We start from the raw sequence: 18,849 nt of genomic DNA on the forward strand, positions 1-18,849 counted from the left end.
GCAGTGGCTCTACTGAGTCCGAGAAGTTATCAAGTCAGGCAGAGTTGTTGTTTTTATTTGATGTCCATAAGTGTGTTTCAACAATGAACCACAATATGTTTCATCGGTGTAACAGTGCGGCAACTGATTGGGCGTTATATCTGACAGCTTGTTAGGCATAACCATCAAGCAGTTTTCGATAGGCAAAGCTACCGCACGGTCCATACCAAGGATCATTGAAAAACAGAAAAAACTGATGGTGCCCGATCAACAGAAATAAGCGTACAAACTGCACTCGTATTCTGGTTTATCAGACCTGTGTAGTTATTGACCAGTCTCGACAGCATGTCAAACGTTCCTTGTCAAAAAACATGCCTTCTATCCAATAGTTCAATGGGTGTTGCGTAAGTTTTTGTTTTGTAACATGTTTATATTTCGGCCGAACGGATTAAACTTTTTTTGAAGCTTATAGTCGTGTGCTGAATGAAGGGTTCGCAGGCAATTACCCAATAGTGGGGCTGGTTATTGAATCTGGACCTTGAAATGAAGCAAGGCTATAAGTAACGGCCATGGGAATAACGCGCGGGCAGAGATCATGACCATTCTTGTGACTGGCGCTGCAGGCTTCATCGGGTATCACACCGTCAAACGGTTGTGCCGGGACGGTCTTGAAGTTGTCGGTATCGACAACCTCAACGACTATTACAGCGTGGAATTGAAACTCGCCCGACTCAAGCAACTGAGTGAGCTGAGCAATTTCCGTTTTCAGAAGATGGACATTGTCGACAAGTCGGCCTTGATGGCTCTATTTAAATTTAAACAGCACGGTTTTACCGAGGTTGTGCACTTGGCCGCTCAGGCGGGGGTTCGCTACTCACTGGACAATCCGGATGCCTATGCGCAATCGAATCTGGTCGGGTTTCTCAATGTGCTGGAAGCCTGTCGACACTATCGGCCCGCACACCTGATCTACGCGTCGAGCAGTTCTGTGTACGGCGACAACAGCAAGTTGCCATTTAGTGTCGATGACGCGGTCGAGCAGCCGGTTTCCCTGTATGCCGCGACCAAGCGCGCCAATGAGTTGCTCGCCTGCAGCTATTGTCATCTGTACGGTCTGAAGGCCAGCGGGTTGCGTTTTTTTACCGTTTACGGGCCTTGGGGCCGGCCGGACATGGCGCTGTTCAAGTTCACGCAAGCGATCCTCCAGGGTCAGCCGATCGATATTTACAATCATGGCCAGATGGCTCGGGATTTCACCTACATAGACGATATTGTCGAAAGCATTGTCCGCCTGTGTCCGAAGCCGCCGGTGCCGGACAAACAGGGGGAGGGCGTCAACCGGCTTTTCAACATAGGCCGTGGCATGCCAATGGCCCTGCTGGATTTTGTCGATTGCCTGGAAGCGGCACTGGGCATACACGCTCAGCGCAACTTTGTCCCGATGCAGGCCGGCGATGTCGTCAAAACCTGGGCTGATGTTTCGGCGCTGGCAGACTGGGTCGGGTTTTCTCCGCAAGTGGAGGTTGAAGCCGGTGTGGCGCAATTTGTGAGCTGGTATCGCAGCTATTATGGCGTTTGACGCCATACGCAGACGGCTGAGATCGATAGGCAATACGTCTGAAGCCAACTCCATACTCAGCACAGGAGCAGCACGCGTCGCGCCCCCGTGCTCGGAATTGAAATCGGCTTGAGTTAAATCAGATACCCGACAGCCTGGCCAGGGATGTTTTCCTGAGCGCCAGCTATAAGGTGCAGCGGCATCACCGGCTGTTGATGATCCATTGAGGGGATTTCGAAACTGCCTACTATTTGAAGCTGTCGCTCGCCCAAACCGGTCGCCTCCAACTCTTTTGCCTTGGCCATTCTCGCGTGGTTCGCTGCGATTTCATTGAGAGTTGACACGTTACATCTCCGGTGACTGACCAAGCGTTTCGCTGGAGTCCTTAAGCGTTAGTTTGAGGTGCTGCCGTGTCAGAATTATGTCACTCCTGGGCAGCTACGCTCGGCCTGTGCAAGCAGCAAGCCAGTCAGGCTGTGTATTGCGCCCAGCGTTTTGCTTTGCGACGAAAGGTATGCGACACGTCTGATCCGGTGTTATCCGAACATTTTTGATATCGGGAAGACCGTTTTGTTGACGGTAGCAGACAGGCGAGGAGTTGCCAGAAAGCCCAATCTTTCGGATTGGGCTGTTTGCGAATGGGCCATCTTCGAACAGGAAGGCCTGATTACTGGTCCTTTTCGCAGTTGACCATCCACGACACACCAAATTTGTCGATCAACATGCCGAAACGGGCGGCCCAAAAAGTGCTGTCCAGCGGCATCTCGACTTTGCCGCCTGCGGCCAGCGCATTGAACACCCGTTCGGCTTCGGCGACGCTGTCGACATTCAGTGAGATCGAACAACCGCTCATGCCCGGTGTCGGGCGGTCGGGCGTGGTATCGGACGCCATCAGCATCTGATCGCCAACTTTCAGGCAGGTGTGGATGATCAGGTCGTGATGTTCCTTTGGCACATGCTCGGCGGCAGGCGTTTCACCGAAGGTCATCATCGCTTCGATATGGCCTTGCAGGCATTGGGCATAGAAGGTGAAAGCGGCTTTGCAGTCGCCGTTGAAAATGAGGTAGGGATTGATTTTCATGATTCTGCTCCCGGTCAATGAAGGTGCACATCGGATCTGACATCGTTTGGCGCGATGAATTCTGATGAGGCTGACCGGGACAGCAAAGCGCTAAAACGCGGCGGCTGCCTGAACATTGTCAGATTTTTTTTCGATAGAGCGGGTGATGCTTATTGCTTCGCTCGCGCGCCGTGGCGCCAGCAGGCGTTCAATGGCGCCGCTCACCAGGTTCTCCAGCAATTCGTTGTGCTCTTGTTCGTCCAGTGATTGAGTGGTCAGCCAACTGGGGGCGCTGTTGAGCAGCGAGGCGATGGCATGCCCGGCCGCCAATTTTCCCGATTCGCTGAATCGCGAACGGGCGCCGAGCACCACCAGCAAGGTGCGTTCGTACTGCTCGCGCAATTGCCGGACCCGAGCCTGCTGGTCTTCATTCAGGCAGCCGCAGTCGCGTTCGACCAGGCGAAAATGCCAAGGCATCTCGCGGTGCAGATTGAGGTGGGCGCGAATCACATGGTTGAGCCGGTCTCGCTTGGCCGGCGCCTTTTGCTGGATGCGTCCCAGGGTTGCCAGCAACTCTTCGTAAAACTCTTCGATGAGGTCCAGCAACAGGTGCTGTTTGCTCGGGTAATGGTGATACAACGAGCCCGGGGAAAGCCCCAGGCACGTCGCGAGCTCACGCATGCCGACCTGACCGAAACCCTTGCAGGCGAACAGTTCCAGCACCTTGTCCCGGTATTCGGCAAAACGCGAGCAACGCTCAGGCATAGGCATGGAAGCCGCGCCCCGTTTTGCGTCCCAGGTAGCCGGCGGCAACCATTTCCTTGAGCAGTGGCGCCGGACGGTATTTGCTGTCGTTGAAGCCTTCGTAGAACGCTTGCATGATCGCCAGCAGCGTGTCGAGGCCGATCAGGTCGGCCAGCGCCAACGGGCCGATGGGCTGGTTGCAGCCAAGGCGCATCCCGGCGTCGATGTCTTCGGCGCTGGCCAGGCCCTCCTGAAACACCAGGATCGCTTCGTTGATCATCGGCACCAGAATCCGGTTGACCACAAACCCCGGGCGGTTGCCGGCGGTGATCGCGGTTTTGCCCAGGGTCGTCGCCATGTCCAGCGCGAGGGTGTGGGTGGCGTCGCTGGTTTGCAGGCCGCGAATGACTTCGATCAGGCCCATCACCGGCACCGGGTTGAAGAAGTGCAGGCCGATGAAGCGTTCAGGCTGGCTGACGCTGGCGGCGAGCTGGGTGATCGACAGCGACGAGGTGTTGGAAGCGATCACGCAGTCAGCGCTGACCTGTGCGGCGATCTGTTGCAACACCCGCAATTTCAGTTCGAGATTCTCGGTGGCAGCTTCGATCACCAGTTGCGCATTGTGCAGGCTGCTGTAGTCGGTGCTGGTCTGGATCTTGTCGAGGGCCGCGTTTTTTTGCTCGGTGGTCAGGGTGTCCTTGGCGATTTGCCGATCGAGATTTTTACCAACGGTGGCGATGGCTTTTTGCAGAGCGCTTTCGGAAATGTCGAGCAGGGTCACGTTGAAGCCGGCGAGGGCGCAGACTTGCGCAATGCCGTTGCCCATGGTGCCGGCGCCGATCACGCCAATGTTTTGCAGATTCATGTTGCCGTCCTTCCGATAAACCCTGCGATACCTTGGCCGCCGTCGTGGCACAAAGCGTACTATTGCCGCGAGTCTAGAACCGGCAGGGCGGTTGTCCTATGCCGAAACTGTTCAACGGGCCTGATGTTTTTTGCCATTTCGGGTGATCGGGAGAGAAGCGTTCACATGCGGGAAAAGGATTCAGTGGCCGCCTACTTCGTGCAGGCAATGATCCATGGTCTGGCTGACGATTCGCAGCGGGTGCGTGCCGTGCTGGAACAGGCCGGCATCGACCCGACCGTGATGCAGCAGCCATCGGCGCGAGTGCCAGCCAGTGCCTTTGCGGCGTTGTGGCTGATTCAGATCCGCGAGCTCAACGACGAGTTCTTCGGCCTCGATTCCCATGGCATGCCGCCAGGCGCTTTTGCGCTGATTTGCCGGGCGTTGATTCAGGAGCCCGACCTGCACAAGGCCATGCGCCAGTGCCTGGCCAATTTCGCCCTGTTCCTGCGCGACTTTCGCGGCACGCTGACCGTGCGCGGCAAACGGGCGGTAATCAGTCTGGAGACGTATTCGCAGAATGCCGATGCCAATCGTTTCGGCGAAGAAACGTTCCTCGTGCTGATGATCAGTTTGCTGTGCTGGCTGGGAGGCCGGCGCATACCTATCGACCGCGCAGACTTCCGCCATGAACGTTTGTCCCTGAGCGATGACCGGTTGCTCTGGGGCCCCAACCTGACCTTCGGTGCCGAGCGCACCGAAATCGAGTTCGCCAGTCACTACCTGCGGCTACCGGTGGTCCAGGACCTGGCGTCGCTGAAAGTATTTCTGCGCACCGCGCCACAATGGCTGGTGATCCGTTTTCGCAATCAGCATGGTCTGGCGTCGCAAGTGCACCAACGCTTGCGCAGCAGCCATTACAGCCAATGGCCAACCTTGCAGGCCTTTGCCCTGGAACAACACCTGAGCCCCAGCACCTTTCGCCGAAAACTGGAACGCGAAGGGTGTTCCTATCAGGAAATCAAAGACGAAGTGCGCAGGGCGGTGGCGTTCGAACAACTGCGCGAAAGCCGGGCGAGCATCAGCGACATTGCCGAGCAGTTGGGGTTTCAGGAGCCCAGCGCGTTTCACCGGGCGTTCAAGAAGTGGACGGGAGAAAGTCCGGGTCGCTATCGGGCGCGGTTTCAGGGCTAGCTGATCGGGTCAATGCGCTCAGGAATCCTGCGCACCTTGAATCATCGCCGGGCCGGCCATCTGCGGTTTTTCCCGCAGCAAGTTTTCCAGTGCCTTGCGATATTGATTGCCCCCCAGGCTCATGCTGTTGTTGTGCGTGCCGCCGGGAATCAGCAACAGGCTCTTGGGCTGGTTGGCGGCATTGAACAGTTGCTGGCTGAATCGCGACGGCATGAACTGATCGGCCAGGCCATGGACCACCAGCAGCGGCATGTCGATGTCGACGATCTTGTCGATGGAATCGAATTTCTGTGACAGCAACCAGCGCACCGGCAACCAGTTCACCGGCAGGTTGTTGCCGGCGACTTCCGCCACGGCATCGCCAAGCGAGGTGAAGGTGGACTCGATCACCAGGCCCCGGACCGGCACCGAACCATGATTGTTTTTCGCCTGGGCGGCGAGCTCTGCTGCAAGGTCGATGGCCACCGCACCGCCTAGCGAATGGCCGTAGATCAAGCGTTTGCCGGCGTCAGGTTGCATCACCTTGAAACGCTCCCAGGCGGCCCGGGCATCTTCGTAGACACTGGCTTCCGATGGCAGGTCGCCTTTGCTCTGGCCAAACCCGCGGTAGTCGATCGCCAGCACCGAATAACCCATGGCGCGCAACTGCTCGATACGGAACGCCTGTCCGGTCAGGTTCCAGCGCACACCGTGCAAGTAGAGAATTGCCGGTGCATCTTTACGCGCTGCCGGCCACCACCAGGCATGCAGGTTTTGCCCGGCCTTGAAACTTGCTGGCTTGATGTCCAATTCCTGAACGTCCTGCGGCAAGCCGCGATACCAGCCTGCCGTGCCCGGTTCGATGCGAAACAGCAACTCGCGCTCCTTATATTGCAGAGCACTGCAACCCACGGGCAGGCCAACCACCAGCGCGGCCATGCACAGCAGCGGCAGCCAGCGTCGCCGCAGACGAGTGAGAAGAGCAGTGGACATCGGTTGTTCAACCCGCACGGACATGAAGTTCGCGTTTTAGCAGATGCACACGCAGGGCGGGAATAATTTCGACAGCCGTTCAATCCACCCGCAACACAATCTTGCCGATGTGATCGCCGCCCTCCATGCGCCCGTGGGCCTGCGCCGCGTGGGCCAGGGGATAAACCTCATCGATCATTGGCAGGCAACGCCCGGCTGCCAATACAGGCCACATGTGCTCGCGCAACTGTTGCGCAATCGCGGCTTTTTCTTCCCGGGTGCGAGAACGCAACAACGAGCCGGTGACGGTGGCGCGTTTGGCCATGATCGCCAGCAGATCGACTTCCCTGGCTACCGCGCCACCGAGGAAACCGAGCATCACCAGTCGCCCTTCGAGGGCCAGCGCCGCAACGTTACTGTTGAGGTACGAACCGCCCATGATGTCGAGAATCACATCGACGCCGCGCCCCGCGGTTTTTTCAGCAATGACCTGGGTAAAATCCTGTTCGCGATAGTTGATCGCCTCGGCGCCCAGTTCGCGGATCACCGCGCACTTTTCTGCACTGCCCGCCGTGGCAAACGCTTCGATGCCGAACTCACGGCAGAGCATCAACGCGGTGGTGCCGATGCCGCTGGTGCCGCCATGAATCAAGACTCGTTGATCTTTGCGCGCGCCGCCCATCTCGAACAGGTTGGCCCACACGGTGAAGAACGTTTCCGCAATGGCTGCGGCGTGTAGCCAATCCATGCCGGCCGGAATCGGCAGAGCCTGACTGGCGGGGACGACACAATACTGCGCATACCCGCCGCCGTTGGTCAGGGCGCAGACGTTGTCGCCGACCACGAAGTCGCTGACGCCTGCGCCAAGCCCGACCACTTCGCCGGCCACCTCCAGCCCCGGGATCGGATTCATGCCCGGTTTCATCGGGTATTGACCGGCGCGTTGCAGCACATCAGGACGATTGACCCCGGCGGCGTGGACACGGATCAGCAGTTCACCGGCGCCCGCCACGGGTACGGGCACCCGTTTTGGTTGCAGCACTTCTGGGCCACCGGGTGTGGTGATTTCGATTTGGGTCATGGTTTGCGGCAGCGACATGATGAATACCTTTGAGCAATGAAGTCAGTTCGATGACGGTGGGATTGTTATGTTTATGTGATCGTTGCAGCGGCGCAGGTTTTTTCCTTTGGCCCGGTCAGCAAACGCGCCGCCCATTCCAACAACAACGCACCGACAATCGCCCCGGCCGCCACCATGAACATCAATCGGTGATTACCACCGCTGCCGTTGAACAGCGCCGAATAGGCGAAGCCGGAAATGGCCTGGAAAGTGGCGAACGAAACCGTGGCGCGGCTCCAGGCGATCTGTTGTTGATGGTGGCCGGGAATCAGTTCGTGAACCCGGGCCAGCGCCAGGGGCACGATGCCTGGCGGAAACGAGCCGATGATGACCGCGAGTAGCGCCAGAGCCACGAAGGTGTTGGACATCGACAGCAAGCCCACCGCAATCGCCTGCACCAGCAACACCAGGCGTATGCTGCGTTTGGCGCCCAGGCGATCAGCCAGAAAACCGTAACTCACCGGGCCGACAATCGCGCCGAGACCGTACATCACCCAGACCATTGCGCCGACGTGTTGCCCGGCCCCGAGACCCCGGGCGACGTAATCCACCAGGAAGACCATGGCGGGCACGAGTCCGGCTGCCATGAGGGCGTATTGGGCGAACAGCAGGTAAACACCCGCAGGCATCGACGTCGGCGCTGTTTTGACCGCTGCCGGCGCTGGAGCAGGGGAAGGGGAAGATGGCCAGCCAAACCAGCTGACCGCCGTCAGGACCAGCGCCAGCACCCCGAGGCCGAGCCAGGTTTGTTGCAAACCCATACTGAGCAGCGGCGGTACGAGGGTCCCCGAGCCGGCAATCCCCAGGCCCAGGCCGAGGAAGATCGCACCACTGGCCAGACCTCTGCGGGAGGCGGGTACATGGGGCAACACCGTCGTAGCCACCAGCACCATGACCGCGCCACCGGCAACGCCGGACAGCAAACGCCAAGCGAAGAACCAGCTCACCGATAACGGGAAGGCACAGGCAAAAAACGCCAGGGTCACCGTGAGCATCATCAACCGCAGAACGGTTTTGTTGGAAGTACGCTTGGCCAGTGGGTGGCCGAGCAAGGCGCCGATCAGGTAACCCACCAGGTTGGCGGCGCCGAGGAACACCACGTCGCTGGCGGAAAACCACTGGTTTTGGATCAAAGAGGGAATCAACGGCGTATAAGCGAAACGCGCCAGGCCGATGCTCACCAGGCTGGCGCAGAGACCTGCAAGGATCGGCAGCCAGATCGCGCTGCCAGGTTTATCGGGGGTCAGTGAGGTACGGTCCATGAACGTTGTCCTGAGTGTTTTCATGGCGACCAGCATATCGAGGTTCTTTGATGCAATAATGCTGCGATTACACTTTGTAGTGATGCACAGATGCATCACCAGGAGAAACCATGAACTGGGATGACGCACGGGTATTTCTCGCGGTTTGCCGCGAATCCACGTTGCGCGGTGCCGCACGGGTGCTGGGCGTGGATCAAGCCACGGTTGGCCGGCGAATCGCGGCACTGGAAAAGTCCTTGAGCGCGACGTTGTTCCTGCGCACATCCGAAGGCTATGCGCTGACAGCCGTGGGCGAAGCCGCAATGCGCGCCGTGGAAAAAATGGAGCATTCAGCGCACGAGCTGGAGCGACGCATTCAAGGCCTGGACGATCGATTGACCGGTACCGTGCGAGTCACCACCACCGATTCCATGGCTATCGATTTGCTGATCCCGGCCATCGCTCGTTTGCATCGACAGCATCCCGACGTGCGGGTTCAGCTGGACGCTTCGACGCAAATTCTCAGCCTGGCCAAGCGCGAGGCCGACATTGCCGTGCGCAATACCCGGCCGGAAAACCCGGATCTGATTGCCCGCCGACTCGCCCGATGGCCGATCGGTTTGTTTGCTTCGCAAGACTATGTGGACGCCCACGGCATACCGCAGCCGGGTTCGGCGTTCGAGGGGCATGATCTGGTGATCTATCAGCCCTATTTGCAAGGCGACAAGGACGTGACACTGGTTGGTGAACCGATTGGCCGCGGGCGGATTGTCTCGAGCCTGAGTTCCAGTTTGCTGGTGCGCCGATCCATCGCTGCCGGGATCGGAATCGGCGAAGTCCCCGTGTACATGGGCGAACGGGACGGGCTGGTCAGGCTGTGGCCGGAACGTACGAAGCCTGTGCCCTATGACATCTGGCTGGTGACCCACGCCGATTTGCGGCATACGGCCAGGGTGCGGGTGGTGATTGACGAGATCGTCGCGGGTTTTTGCGGAACCGGTGAATGAAAACCTGATACTGCGCTCATTCAGACAGGGCGCGTTATCGTTGACGTCCATCGCGGCCTGACAGCCGACCAATCTCTGCCAGTTGCACTCCATCACCTGTAGGAGCACGGCTTGCCGGCGATGGCGTCCTTGAGATCGCCATCGCGAGCAAGCTTTGCTCCTACAGGGGATCTTCATTGGTCGAAAATCCCGATCACACCGGGATCCTCTGTGGGAGCTGGCTTGCCAGCGATGGCGGCCTGACAGCCGACCAATCTCCTGCGGATGTACCCAAGCCAATGGTAGGAGTGAGCCTGCTCGCGATGGCGGCTTCACATTCAACAGGTGTGTTGACTGATCCACCGCTTTCGCTAGCAGGCTCACTCCTACGAGTTTGATGCCTGTTATGGCATTTCAGGCAGTTCTTGCGCACGCAGATCGAACATCAGGACTTCAGCATCCACGCCGTTGCTCAAGGTCAGCACCTGCTCCTTGCGAACCCGCACGCCGTCGCCCTCCTGCAATGGCATGCCGTTGAGTTCGACGCTGCCCCGTGCCACATGCACGTAGGCATAGCGGTCAGCGGCCAGTTCCAGAGTGGCGCTTTCCTGGCCGTCGATCAGTGCCGCATACACCCGCGCATCCTGGCGCACCTTCAACGAACCCTTGGCGCCGTCGGGGGAGATGATCAATTGCAGGCGACCGCGTTTTTTCTGCGCGCTGAAGTGCTCTTGCTGATAGCGCGGTTTGGCGCCACTGACGTCGGGCACGATCCAGATTTGCAGGAAATGCACGGGACGGGTGGCCGAGTGGTTGTATTCACTGTGGGCCACGCCGCTGCCGGCACTCATCAGTTGCACGTCACCGGGGCGAATCACTGAACCGGTGCCCAGGGTGTCCTTGTGTTCCAGGGCACCTTCGAGCACGTAGGAAAAAATTTCCATGTCGCGGTGCGGGTGCTGGCCGAAACCTTTCCCGGCTGCCACGCGGTCATCGTTGATCACCAGCAGGTCGGAAAACCCCTGTTCTTTCGGGTTACGGTAATTGGCGAAGGAAAAGGTATGGAACGACTTCAACCAGCCATGGTTAGCCATGCCACGATCAGATGCTTTGCGAAGGGTCAACATGATGGAATCTCCTGCGGGGACGTTGATTCGTCCGAGTGAGGAGAAGGTTAATGGTTACTGGTTAGTGCAATAAGTAGATGAAAATTGAAATACTGTCTCTCTCAAGTTGACAGTAACCTGCAAACGATTCGCCATGTTTAAGGCATAATCACGACAAGCAACCCGTAGGAGCGAGCCGGTGTCCGGCAGAATTCCTCTCTTTTATTCCGGTGATTTTCGACCCATGAAAACCGTGGCAATGGTGCTGTTCCCCGACTTCCTCCTGCTCGACATGGCCGGGCCGATGGAGGTGTTTTCCATCGCCAATCGCTATCTGAAACCCGACGATCACTACGTGTTGACCACCATCGGCACGGAGCCCGGCGCGTTGCGGGCCTCCAATGGTGTAAGCGTGCACACGGACCTGTCTATCGACCAGGCCTGTGACGGCTATGACTTGCTGCTGGTGCCCGGTGGCCCCGGCGCCTACAACGAAAAACATCCGCCATTGCTCGACTGGCTCAAGCACAACGTTGGCCGGTCGGCCGGATACGGCTCGATCTGCACCGGTGCGTTCGTGCTCGGGTATGCGGGGTTGCTCGACGGGTATCGGGTGACCACGCATTGGCATTACACCGAACGGCTGATCAAGGCTTTCCCGTCGGCCACCGTCGAAACCGACCAGATCTTCATCCAGGACCGTAACCTGATCACCTCCGGTGGTGTCACTGCCGGCATCGATTTGGCGTTGTCGGTGGTCGCCCGTGACCATGGCAAAAAAGTTGCGCAGGACGTGGCCAAGGTGTTGCTGGTGGTGATGAAGCGCCAGGGTGGGCAAGCGCAGTTCAGCCCGCTGATGGCCGCCGTGGCGCCCCAGGAAACGCCAATCACCCGGGTGCAGAATCATGTGCTCGAACACCTCGATGAGCCGTTCAGCATCGAACGCATGGCCAGTCTGGCGGCCATGAGCCCGCGTCACTTCGCCAGGGTTTTCGCCCGGGAAGTGAACATGACACCCATGGAGTTTCTGCAAAGTGCACGCATCGATTGTGCGAGAAACCTGCTGGAAACCACGGAACTGCCGCTCAAGACCGTAGCCTTCAAGAGCGGCTTCGGCAGCGTGCGGCACATGCGTTTTCTGTTCGGTGAAAAACTCGGACTGACCCCGACCCAGTACCGCGAACAATTCAGCTAGCGCCGTTGGCCGTTGCGCGCACCGTTATGGCCGTGACGCTCCCCCCGTAGCTGTTGTACCGTCACCGAGGCCTGCCAAGATAACGTTGAACTCTTTGCATGGAAGGTACGGAGCCTGGACGGACTCACGTGCCGCTCAGGTTCCCGGTGGTGAAACATGAACAGCCATAGAGATTTACAGGGCGACACGGTACTGCGCTTCGGTCCCTACGCGTTCCACCTCAATCAGCGACTGGTCCTGCACGGCGATCAGCCGCTTCGTTTGGGTGGCCGGGCGTTGGAAATCCTCCAGGTATTGCTCGAACACGCAGGTTCGGTCGTGAGCAAGGAGGCGTTGATCGCTCGAGTCTGGCCGCGATCGGTCGTCGAGGATATCAACCTGCGGGTGCACATTGCCGCGTTGCGCCGGGCCTTTCGCGACGGGCAAAACGGTGACTGCTACATCCTCACCATTCCCCAGCGTGGCTACAGTTTCGTCGCCTCGGTGCAGCAAGCATCGCAGCCAGTATCGATCGAAACCGCGCATCCACCCCGACACAACTTGCCTGCGCGACTGACTCAGGTCATCGGCCGCGATGCGGTGGTTGGCAGTCTGGTGCGACAGCTGCCGCTGCGGCGTCTCATGACCCTGGTCGGACCGTGTGGCATCGGCAAGACCACCGTGGCGTTGCGGGCCGCCGAATTGTTATTGCAACACTACCGCGACGGCGTTTGGCTGGTGGATATGGCGACGATCGACGATCCCGTGCAGGTGGTCGATCATCTGACCCGCACCCTCGGTCTGGGCAGCGGCACAACCCTGGAGACGTTGGGGCGATGGCATGCGCTGTTGATCCTGGATAACTGTGAACATTTGCAGGACAGTTGCCGGACCCTGGTCGAAGCGTTGCTGTGCTCGGCCCCCCGCCTGTCGCTGCTGGTCACCAGTCGCGAACCGTTGTTGGCCACGGGGGAAGTGCTTCTGCCATTGCCGCCTCTGGCGGTGCCACCCGTATCGGCGTTACGCAGTGTCGATGCGTTCATGGGCTATTCGGCGGTGCAGTTGTTCGTCAGTCGTGCCCGGGCTCGCCAGCAAGGTTTTGCTCTGCGAGAGCAGGATCTCAAGCGCGTGCGAGAAATCTGTCGACGGCTCGATGGCTTGCCTCTGGCGATTGAATTGGCTGCTGCGCAGATCGATGCGCTGGCACTGGTGGGATTGCAGGCGCAATTGGACAACTGTTTTCAACTGCTTACCCAGGGACGTCGCACCGCCGTGCCGCGGCACCAGACCCTCAAGGCCGCCCTCGACTGGAGTTACGAACGCCTGAGCCCGCAGGAGCAGACCGTGTTGCAGCGTCTGTCGGTATTCAAAACGGCGTTTACCCTGGAGGCGGCCAAAGGGGTGGTCAGCTGCGCCAGTGTGCAACCGGCGAGGCTGACACGCGTCATGGAAAACCTGGCGCTCAAATCGTTGTTGTCGCAGGAACAGGCCAAAGGCGTTTGTCGCTACCGCTTGCTCAATACCACCCGCCGTTATGCCCTGGAAAAACTCGAAGACAGCGGTGCATTGCAATCATTCGAAATGCGCTATGCCGGTTACCTCAGTCACGCGCAGTCCTCAAATCGGCAGATGGCCCTGTAGTTCGTCGAGCAAGCGCCGGGCGGCCTTCACGTCCGGCGTGGCATGACCTTCGCTGAAGCGCTGGTAGATCGGCGTCAGTAATGCCTGGGCTTGCCGGTAGCGACCCTGACGCTGCCAAAGCCGCGCCAGCGTGCTGGCGCTGCGCAGCTCCCAAGCCAGGGCACCCTGGGATTTCGCCACGTTTATCGCCTTGATCAGTACGGTTTCGGCGCTGCAGTTTTTCACCGGGCAATCGGCGGCAAGCAACGCATCGGCGCGGGCTCGCAAGATTTCCGCCGTGCTCCAGCCTGCGGCACCTGTGTCGGCGCGTTGCAGCAACTCGTCATCGACCAACGCGGTGTCCAGCGTGACCATGATTTCCTTGATCAGGCCGGTTGCTGCCCGGGGTGACGGCGCCGCCTCTGCGCTGACGATCACCTGCGCATAGTGTTGCGCCCAGGTGTAGAACAGCTGCACCGAATGCTTCTGCGCTTGCTCCAGTAGCAGGCGCAGTAACTCGCCGGCGGCGCGGGTATTGCCGTTGTAATGGGCGATCAGGCAGCCGGAGAGGGCGAGGGTGTAGCAGATCGAGGTACCGTGGTTGATCTGCAACGCAATGTCCAGTGCCTGCCGCGCCGTGCGCCAGGCCTGTTCCGGTTGCCCCTGCAACCAGAGGATGCGTGCCAGGATAGTCAGGGCGGCGACACTCTGGTCGTATTGCACGCCAAAGCCATGGGTGAAACGGTTGAGATGGCCGCTGTGGGCCATACGCTGGAGCACTTGCTCGGCATTCATTCGCGCCCGTTGCTGGTCCCCGGCGAAGTGCAGGGCCAGGACACGCAAGCGATGCGTACTCAGCGACAGCAGCGGATCGCCGTCCAGTCCCAGTCGATCGAATTGCTGACTCTGTTGCAGCGCCATTTGATAGTTGCCACAACTGAGATTGACCGCCAGATGACCGGAAACGGCGCGCAACTCTCCCACCACGTCATTGCACTGTCTGGCCAGGGTGCGGGCGGTGACGAATGCGCCAATGGTTTCTGCACTGCCACCCTGGGCGTGATAGCAGGCGCTGCCGAGGGCCAGTTTCAGCGACATTTTCAGCGCCAGACAGGGCTCGGCTGCGGCGTCGAGCAAGGCCAGGGCCTTGCGCACGTAGCCGCCGTGTTCCTTGAGCAGCGACAGCTCCTGCCATAGGGGGGTGGAGGCGGCGGTCAAGCGGATCGCCAGCGCCGCGGGGCCACGCGCATTCAGGCCCCAATCGAGCGCTGCGCGGATGTCTTGCAGGCCACGGGCATAGCGCTCGATCCACACGGCTGTCGGAACGCGCTCCCAATCAGTCTGCGCCTGTTGCATCAAGGCCAGGCAGCGTACTGCGTGGCGTTCCCGGGTTGCAGGCAGCTCGCCGGCCTGTTCGAGTTTTTCCAGGGCGTAGCGGCGTGTGGTGTCGAGCAGGCGGTAGAACACCTCCTCGTCGCCGACGTCCACACTCAGCAGAGACTTGGCCACCAGTTGCGTGATCGAGGCAAACACTTCGCGTGGTTCGATCTGTTCGCCGACGATCACCGCTGCGGCCGATGCCAGGGTAAAACCACCTCGGAACACACCCAATCGGCGCAGGCAAGTCTGTTCGCAGATGTTAAGCAACTGGAAGCTCCAGTCCAGCGTCGCGTGCAGCGTCTGGTGCCGGGCCAGCGTCGCCTGGCTGCTGTGGGTCAGCAGGCGAAAACTGTCTTGCAGTTGCGTCAGCAAACCGTCGAGGCCGAGGCTGGCGACCTGTGCTGCCGCCAGTTCCAGGGCCAATGGAATACCGTCGAGGCGCCGGCAGATGTCGATCACCAGCGGCAACTCGGCATCGCTCAGTTCGAAGCTGTCATGGCTGGCCATGGCGCGTTCGACGAACAGCTGCAACGCAGAAAAGGTCAGCGCCTGGGCGCGGTCCGGCTTGGCGACGGCAGGAGGGCAGTCCAGCGACTCCAGGCGCTGCACGTATTCGCCCTCGGCCCGCAGGCTCTCGCGGCTGGTCGTCAGAATATGTACCCGTGGTGCGCCGCGCAGCAGGCTTTCACAGAGCAGCGCCACGCTGTCGATCAGGTGTTCGCAGTTGTCGATCACCAGCAACATTTGCCGCTCGCGCAGGAAGTTCGCGAGACCGCTCAGGGGTTCGTTGTCGTGCAGGGACAGGTCGAGCAGTGCCGCCAGATGCCCGGCAATCAACCGCGGATCGTTGATGGGAGCCAGGTCGAGCAAACGAATGCCATCGCAGTAATGGCCGATCAATTGTTCGGCGACGCGCAGGGCCACGGTGGTCTTGCCGATGCCACCGGGGCCCACCAGCGTGATGAAGCGTTGCCGCGGCAGATGCGCCACCAGACTGTCGACCAACGCCTGGCGGCCTATCAGGCGGGTGCGACGCAAAGGCAGGTTATGGCCGTTCGATGGCGTGGCAGGGTTGGCCGGATGCAGCTCGGCCTGTTCCAGCGAGTAGGGCGCGACAAAACTGTACCCGCGTTGGGCCACGGTAACGATGTAGCGCTGTCCGGCCTGACCGTCGCCGAGGGCTTTGCGCAGGGCCGCCATGTGCACGCGCAGGTTGATGTCTTCAACCACGCTGTTGGGCCAGACATCGGCGATCAGTTGCTGCTTGCTGACCACGTTTCCCGCGTGCTTCAACAGGATCAGCAGAATGTCCATGGCCCGTCTACCCAGGCGCAGGGGTTGGTCAGCCTCCATCACCAGACGCTGCGCGGGATAGATTCTGTAGGGGCCGAAATGCACAGCCCGCTCGTGGGAAAAGCTCAACGACTCACTCCTGCCTGCATCCGTCTAGTTCGCGGTTTGCGAGCATGTTCCCAGATTTTTCAATCTGCGCAATGTGTGGTCGTCTGACTGCACGAGAATTTCAGGTGAATGTCGGGGCGTTACCGCTGGGCGGCATGACCGCGCATGACCCGACACCGCCAGGCAAAGGGATTGATCCCTTCGCTGCGGGTAAACATGTGACAGAAATGCGCCTGGTCGCAGAATCCGCATTCCAGGCTGATTTGCGTGAGGCTCAGGTCGGTATGTTGAATCAACCACTTGGCGCGGGCGATGCGTTGCTGGCGAATCCAGTCCTGGGGCGAGTAACCGATGCTGGATTTGAAGGCGCGGGAAAAATGGCTGCGTGACAATCCACAGGCCTGGGCCAGTTCGGTCACCTCGAGGGGTTCATCGAGGCGTTCGAGGATCAGTTGTCTGACCAACTGTTGGCGTTGAGGGCTGAGGCCACCGGCGTTTTTCTTTGGCGCTTCAGTGGCTGTCGCGCGGGCGGCGTTTTGCTGCAAGTGAGCCATGAACAATGTCCGTGTCGGTAGGCTTCATTCTTTGATCCCAGGGCTCTGGCTTGCGAGTTAATCGTTGTTAATTCCTTCTGTGCAGTGGGAAGTCTTGAGTAAAGTCAGACACAATCGTCACACTTGCGCCTGACTGAACTCACAAGGAACCCGTGTCTATGAACCGAAACGATCTGCGCCGCGTCGACATGAACCTGTTGGTGATTTTCGAAGCGCTGATGTTCGAAAAGAACCTGACCCGCGTTGCAGAAAAGCTGTTCATGGGCCAACCCGCGGTGAGTGCTGCCCTTGGCCGGTTGCGCGATCTGTTCGACGATCCATTGCTGTTGCGCAACGGTCGCGCCATGGAGCCCACCGCGCGGGCGCTGGTGATTCTCAAGGAGCTGCAACCGGCGATGGACGTGATTTCCGGAGCGGTCAGCCGGGCCAAGGAATTCGATCCGGCAACCAGTTGCGATGTGTTTCGCATCGGGCTGTCGGACGATGCCGAGTTCGGATTGTTTCCACCGTTGTTGCGTCAGTTGCAGGCAGAGGCACCGGGCATTGTCGTGGTGGTGCGGCGAGCCAATTACCTGCTGATGCCGGCGTTGCTGGCGTCTGGGGAGATTTCCGTCGGAGTCAGTTACACCACCGAACTGCCGGCCAATGCCAAGCGCAAGAAGTTGCGTGATATTCCTTGCAAAGTGCTGCGCGGAGACGACCGGCCTGGTCCTTTGACGCTTGACGAGTACTGCGCGCGGCCGCATGCAATGGTGTCGTTTTCCGGTGACCTGAGCGGCAATATCGATCTGGATCTGGCCAAAATCGGACGGTGCCGCAAGGTGGTGCTCGGGGTTCCGCAATTCAGCGGGTTGCGGGCATTGCTGGCGGGCACCGAGATGATAGCCACCGTGCCTGATTATGCAGCCTGCGCGCTGGTCGAAGGTTGCGGCTTGCGGGCAGAAGACCCGCCGTTCGAGATCGAGGCCGCCCAGTTGTCGATGGCCTGGAGCGGAGTGCATGACAATGATCCGGCGGAGCGCTGGCTGCGTTCGCGCATTAGCCAGTTCATGTCGGTGTCGTTGAACTCTCATTGACCTCGCGCAGGCATATCCGTCGCGGCAACAACGGATATGCCCGCAATGCAGTCATCGCAGCATTGCCCCTCGCACAACCTGAACCCCACCCAATCTAAATAACCTCAGCGCCGCGCATCGCCAGCAACTCGCGCAACACCGACCGATGACAATGCGCTTCTTCCTCGCAATAGCAGCCAACGGCCAGTGAAGTGTGATGAGAAAGCGCCGCCAGCAGATCTAGCAACTGGCTGGCAGCAGGCTGGTTCATTTCGGCTTTGAACTTGCGCTTGAAGGCTTGCCAGGCTTTTTCATCTTCGGCGGTCTGGGCTTGGTGCACCAGCGCCTGGCTGGGTGACAGCAATGGCTGCCATACATCGTAGAAATCCCGGCTGGCAAACTCGGCTTTTGGCACACCCCGGGGCGGGCGGCGCACAGTGCCCGGGCGCAGGCCTTCGCCGGGGCGGCGGGGTGAGCCAAGTCGAACGATATGGACCGGCATGGGTTATTTGAGCCGCGATCCGTCGAACCACTCCAGCGCCGTGCGCCAGAAGCAGATCCCCAGAAAATACGCCGACATCAGCAGCCACAGGCCCATCACCAACGGGTTGATCACCGGATGATTGATGACCAGTGACAAACTGCACAGCAACCAGATTGCAGTCACGGCAATGTTGATCGGCATGAAGCGCCGCACCCGGAATGGATGCAGGAATTTCATCCGGGTCAGTGTCAACAGGGCCAGGCCAATCACCGTGAGGAAGGTGATCCAGGGCGAAGGCGCGATGATGTACAGGCACAGGGCGACCACGTTCCACGCGGCGGGAAAGCCCTGGAAGTAGTTGTCTTTGCTTTTCATGTTGACGTTGCAGAAGCAGAACA

17 protein-coding genes and 1 pseudogene are annotated in these 18,849 nt (G+C 59.6%); 6 read left to right on the forward strand and 12 right to left on the reverse strand.

The features are described from left to right. Nucleotides 1-574: 574 nt before the first annotated feature. Nucleotides 575-1,558, forward strand: coding sequence for an SDR family NAD(P)-dependent oxidoreductase (locus tag D8U18_RS04150; RefSeq protein ID WP_131107072.1), 984 nt, complete (start codon nucleotides 575-577; stop codon nucleotides 1,556-1,558). Nucleotides 1,559-1,671: 113 nt separating this feature from the next. On the opposite strand, the gene D8U18_RS04155 is transcribed toward D8U18_RS04150, so the two are convergent. The 4 genes from D8U18_RS04155 to D8U18_RS04170 all read right to left on the reverse strand — a co-directional run bounded on the left by D8U18_RS04155 (nucleotide 1,672) and on the right by D8U18_RS04170 (nucleotide 4,206). Further along, complete coding sequence (locus tag D8U18_RS04155) at nucleotides 1,672-1,881, reverse strand: hypothetical protein (RefSeq protein WP_131107073.1); 210 nt, start codon at nucleotides 1,879-1,881, stop codon at nucleotides 1,672-1,674. A 323-nt stretch (nucleotides 1,882-2,204) separates the two neighbouring features. Further along, nucleotides 2,205-2,618 (reverse strand): VOC family protein, encoded by a 414-nt coding sequence (locus D8U18_RS04160; RefSeq protein ID WP_056854389.1) that lies wholly within the window; start codon nucleotides 2,616-2,618, stop codon nucleotides 2,205-2,207. Nucleotides 2,619-2,708: 90 nt separating this feature from the next. Next, nucleotides 2,709-3,368, reverse strand: coding sequence for a TetR/AcrR family transcriptional regulator (locus D8U18_RS04165; protein WP_056854388.1), 660 nt, complete (start codon nucleotides 3,366-3,368; stop codon nucleotides 2,709-2,711). Beyond that, nucleotides 3,355-4,206, reverse strand: coding sequence for a 3-hydroxybutyryl-CoA dehydrogenase (locus D8U18_RS04170; protein WP_131107074.1), 852 nt, complete (start codon nucleotides 4,204-4,206; stop codon nucleotides 3,355-3,357). Before D8U18_RS04170 ends, D8U18_RS04165 begins: the two co-directional genes overlap by 14 nt. Before the next feature lie 165 nt (nucleotides 4,207-4,371). On the opposite strand from D8U18_RS04170, the gene D8U18_RS04175 reads away from it, so the two are divergent. Next, nucleotides 4,372-5,379 carry an AraC family transcriptional regulator gene (locus tag D8U18_RS04175; RefSeq protein WP_130931550.1) on the forward strand — a complete coding sequence of 336 codons (1,008 nt, stop codon included), beginning with the start codon at nucleotides 4,372-4,374 and terminating at the stop codon, nucleotides 5,377-5,379. Nucleotides 5,380-5,397: 18 nt separating this feature from the next. Here the strand turns inward: D8U18_RS04175 and D8U18_RS04180 are convergent, their stop codons facing one another. The 3 genes from D8U18_RS04180 to D8U18_RS04190 form a co-directional block, all read right to left on the reverse strand. Beyond that, nucleotides 5,398-6,351 (reverse strand): alpha/beta hydrolase, encoded by a 954-nt coding sequence (locus tag D8U18_RS04180; protein ID WP_131107075.1) that lies wholly within the window; start codon nucleotides 6,349-6,351, stop codon nucleotides 5,398-5,400. A gap of 79 nt (nucleotides 6,352-6,430) precedes the next feature. Beyond that, a complete protein-coding gene (locus D8U18_RS04185; protein ID WP_131107076.1) occupies nucleotides 6,431-7,429 on the reverse strand; it encodes an NAD(P)H-quinone oxidoreductase in 999 nt (332 codons plus the stop codon). 53 nt (nucleotides 7,430-7,482) lie between these two features. Then, nucleotides 7,483-8,712, reverse strand: coding sequence for a YbfB/YjiJ family MFS transporter (locus tag D8U18_RS04190; protein ID WP_131107077.1), 1,230 nt, complete (start codon nucleotides 8,710-8,712; stop codon nucleotides 7,483-7,485). Between the two features lie 110 nt (nucleotides 8,713-8,822). Between D8U18_RS04190 and D8U18_RS04195 the strand changes: the two genes are divergently transcribed. Then, nucleotides 8,823-9,698: a LysR family transcriptional regulator gene (locus D8U18_RS04195; RefSeq protein WP_131107078.1), complete on the forward strand. Its 876-nt coding sequence runs from the start codon at nucleotides 8,823-8,825 to the stop codon at nucleotides 9,696-9,698. 383 nt (nucleotides 9,699-10,081) lie between these two features. Here D8U18_RS04195 and D8U18_RS04200 read toward each other — a convergent pair whose 3' ends face one another. Further along, nucleotides 10,082-10,804: a pirin family protein gene (locus D8U18_RS04200; RefSeq protein WP_131107079.1), complete on the reverse strand. Its 723-nt coding sequence runs from the start codon at nucleotides 10,802-10,804 to the stop codon at nucleotides 10,082-10,084. Nucleotides 10,805-11,027: 223 nt separating this feature from the next. On the opposite strand from D8U18_RS04200, the gene D8U18_RS04205 reads away from it, so the two are divergent. Both D8U18_RS04205 and D8U18_RS04210 read left to right on the forward strand, forming a co-directional pair. Continuing rightward, nucleotides 11,028-11,978: a GlxA family transcriptional regulator gene (locus D8U18_RS04205; RefSeq protein ID WP_131107080.1), complete on the forward strand. Its 951-nt coding sequence runs from the start codon at nucleotides 11,028-11,030 to the stop codon at nucleotides 11,976-11,978. A gap of 156 nt (nucleotides 11,979-12,134) precedes the next feature. Then, the gene (locus D8U18_RS04210) at nucleotides 12,135-13,598 is read left to right on the forward strand and encodes a winged helix-turn-helix domain-containing protein (RefSeq protein WP_131107081.1); all 1,464 of its coding nucleotides are present in this window, start codon (nucleotides 12,135-12,137) and stop codon (nucleotides 13,596-13,598) included. Here the strand turns inward: D8U18_RS04210 and D8U18_RS04215 are convergent. Next, nucleotides 13,575-16,379 carry a winged helix-turn-helix domain-containing protein gene (locus D8U18_RS04215; protein ID WP_131107082.1) on the reverse strand — a complete coding sequence of 935 codons (2,805 nt, stop codon included), beginning with the start codon at nucleotides 16,377-16,379 and terminating at the stop codon, nucleotides 13,575-13,577. The two genes, D8U18_RS04210 and D8U18_RS04215, sit on opposite strands and share 24 nt — an antisense overlap. Nucleotides 16,380-16,498: 119 nt before the next feature. Next, on the reverse strand, nucleotides 16,499-16,912 hold the full coding sequence (locus D8U18_RS04220) for an AraC family transcriptional regulator (protein WP_131107083.1): 414 nt from the start codon (nucleotides 16,910-16,912) through the stop codon (nucleotides 16,499-16,501). A 158-nt stretch (nucleotides 16,913-17,070) separates the two neighbouring features. Here D8U18_RS04220 and D8U18_RS04225 point away from each other — a divergent pair, with 158 nt between their 5' ends. After that, nucleotides 17,071-17,988, forward strand: a complete 918-nt coding sequence (locus tag D8U18_RS04225; protein ID WP_130903706.1) for a LysR family transcriptional regulator — start codon at nucleotides 17,071-17,073, stop codon at nucleotides 17,986-17,988. Nucleotides 17,989-18,082: 94 nt separating this feature from the next. Here D8U18_RS04225 and D8U18_RS04230 read toward each other — a convergent pair whose 3' ends face one another. Together D8U18_RS04230 and D8U18_RS04235 are read right to left on the reverse strand one after the other, a co-directional pair. Then, nucleotides 18,083-18,469, reverse strand: a complete 387-nt coding sequence (locus tag D8U18_RS04230; RefSeq protein WP_131107084.1) for a DUF488 family protein — start codon at nucleotides 18,467-18,469, stop codon at nucleotides 18,083-18,085. A 3-nt stretch (nucleotides 18,470-18,472) separates the two neighbouring features. After that, nucleotides 18,473-18,849: pseudogene (locus D8U18_RS04235) on the reverse strand (phosphatidylcholine/phosphatidylserine synthase); the annotation flags it as partial.

The organism is Pseudomonas sp. Sample_10 (assembly GCF_004321495.1).
In the GTDB taxonomy this organism is placed as follows: domain Bacteria; phylum Pseudomonadota; class Gammaproteobacteria; order Pseudomonadales; family Pseudomonadaceae; genus Aquipseudomonas.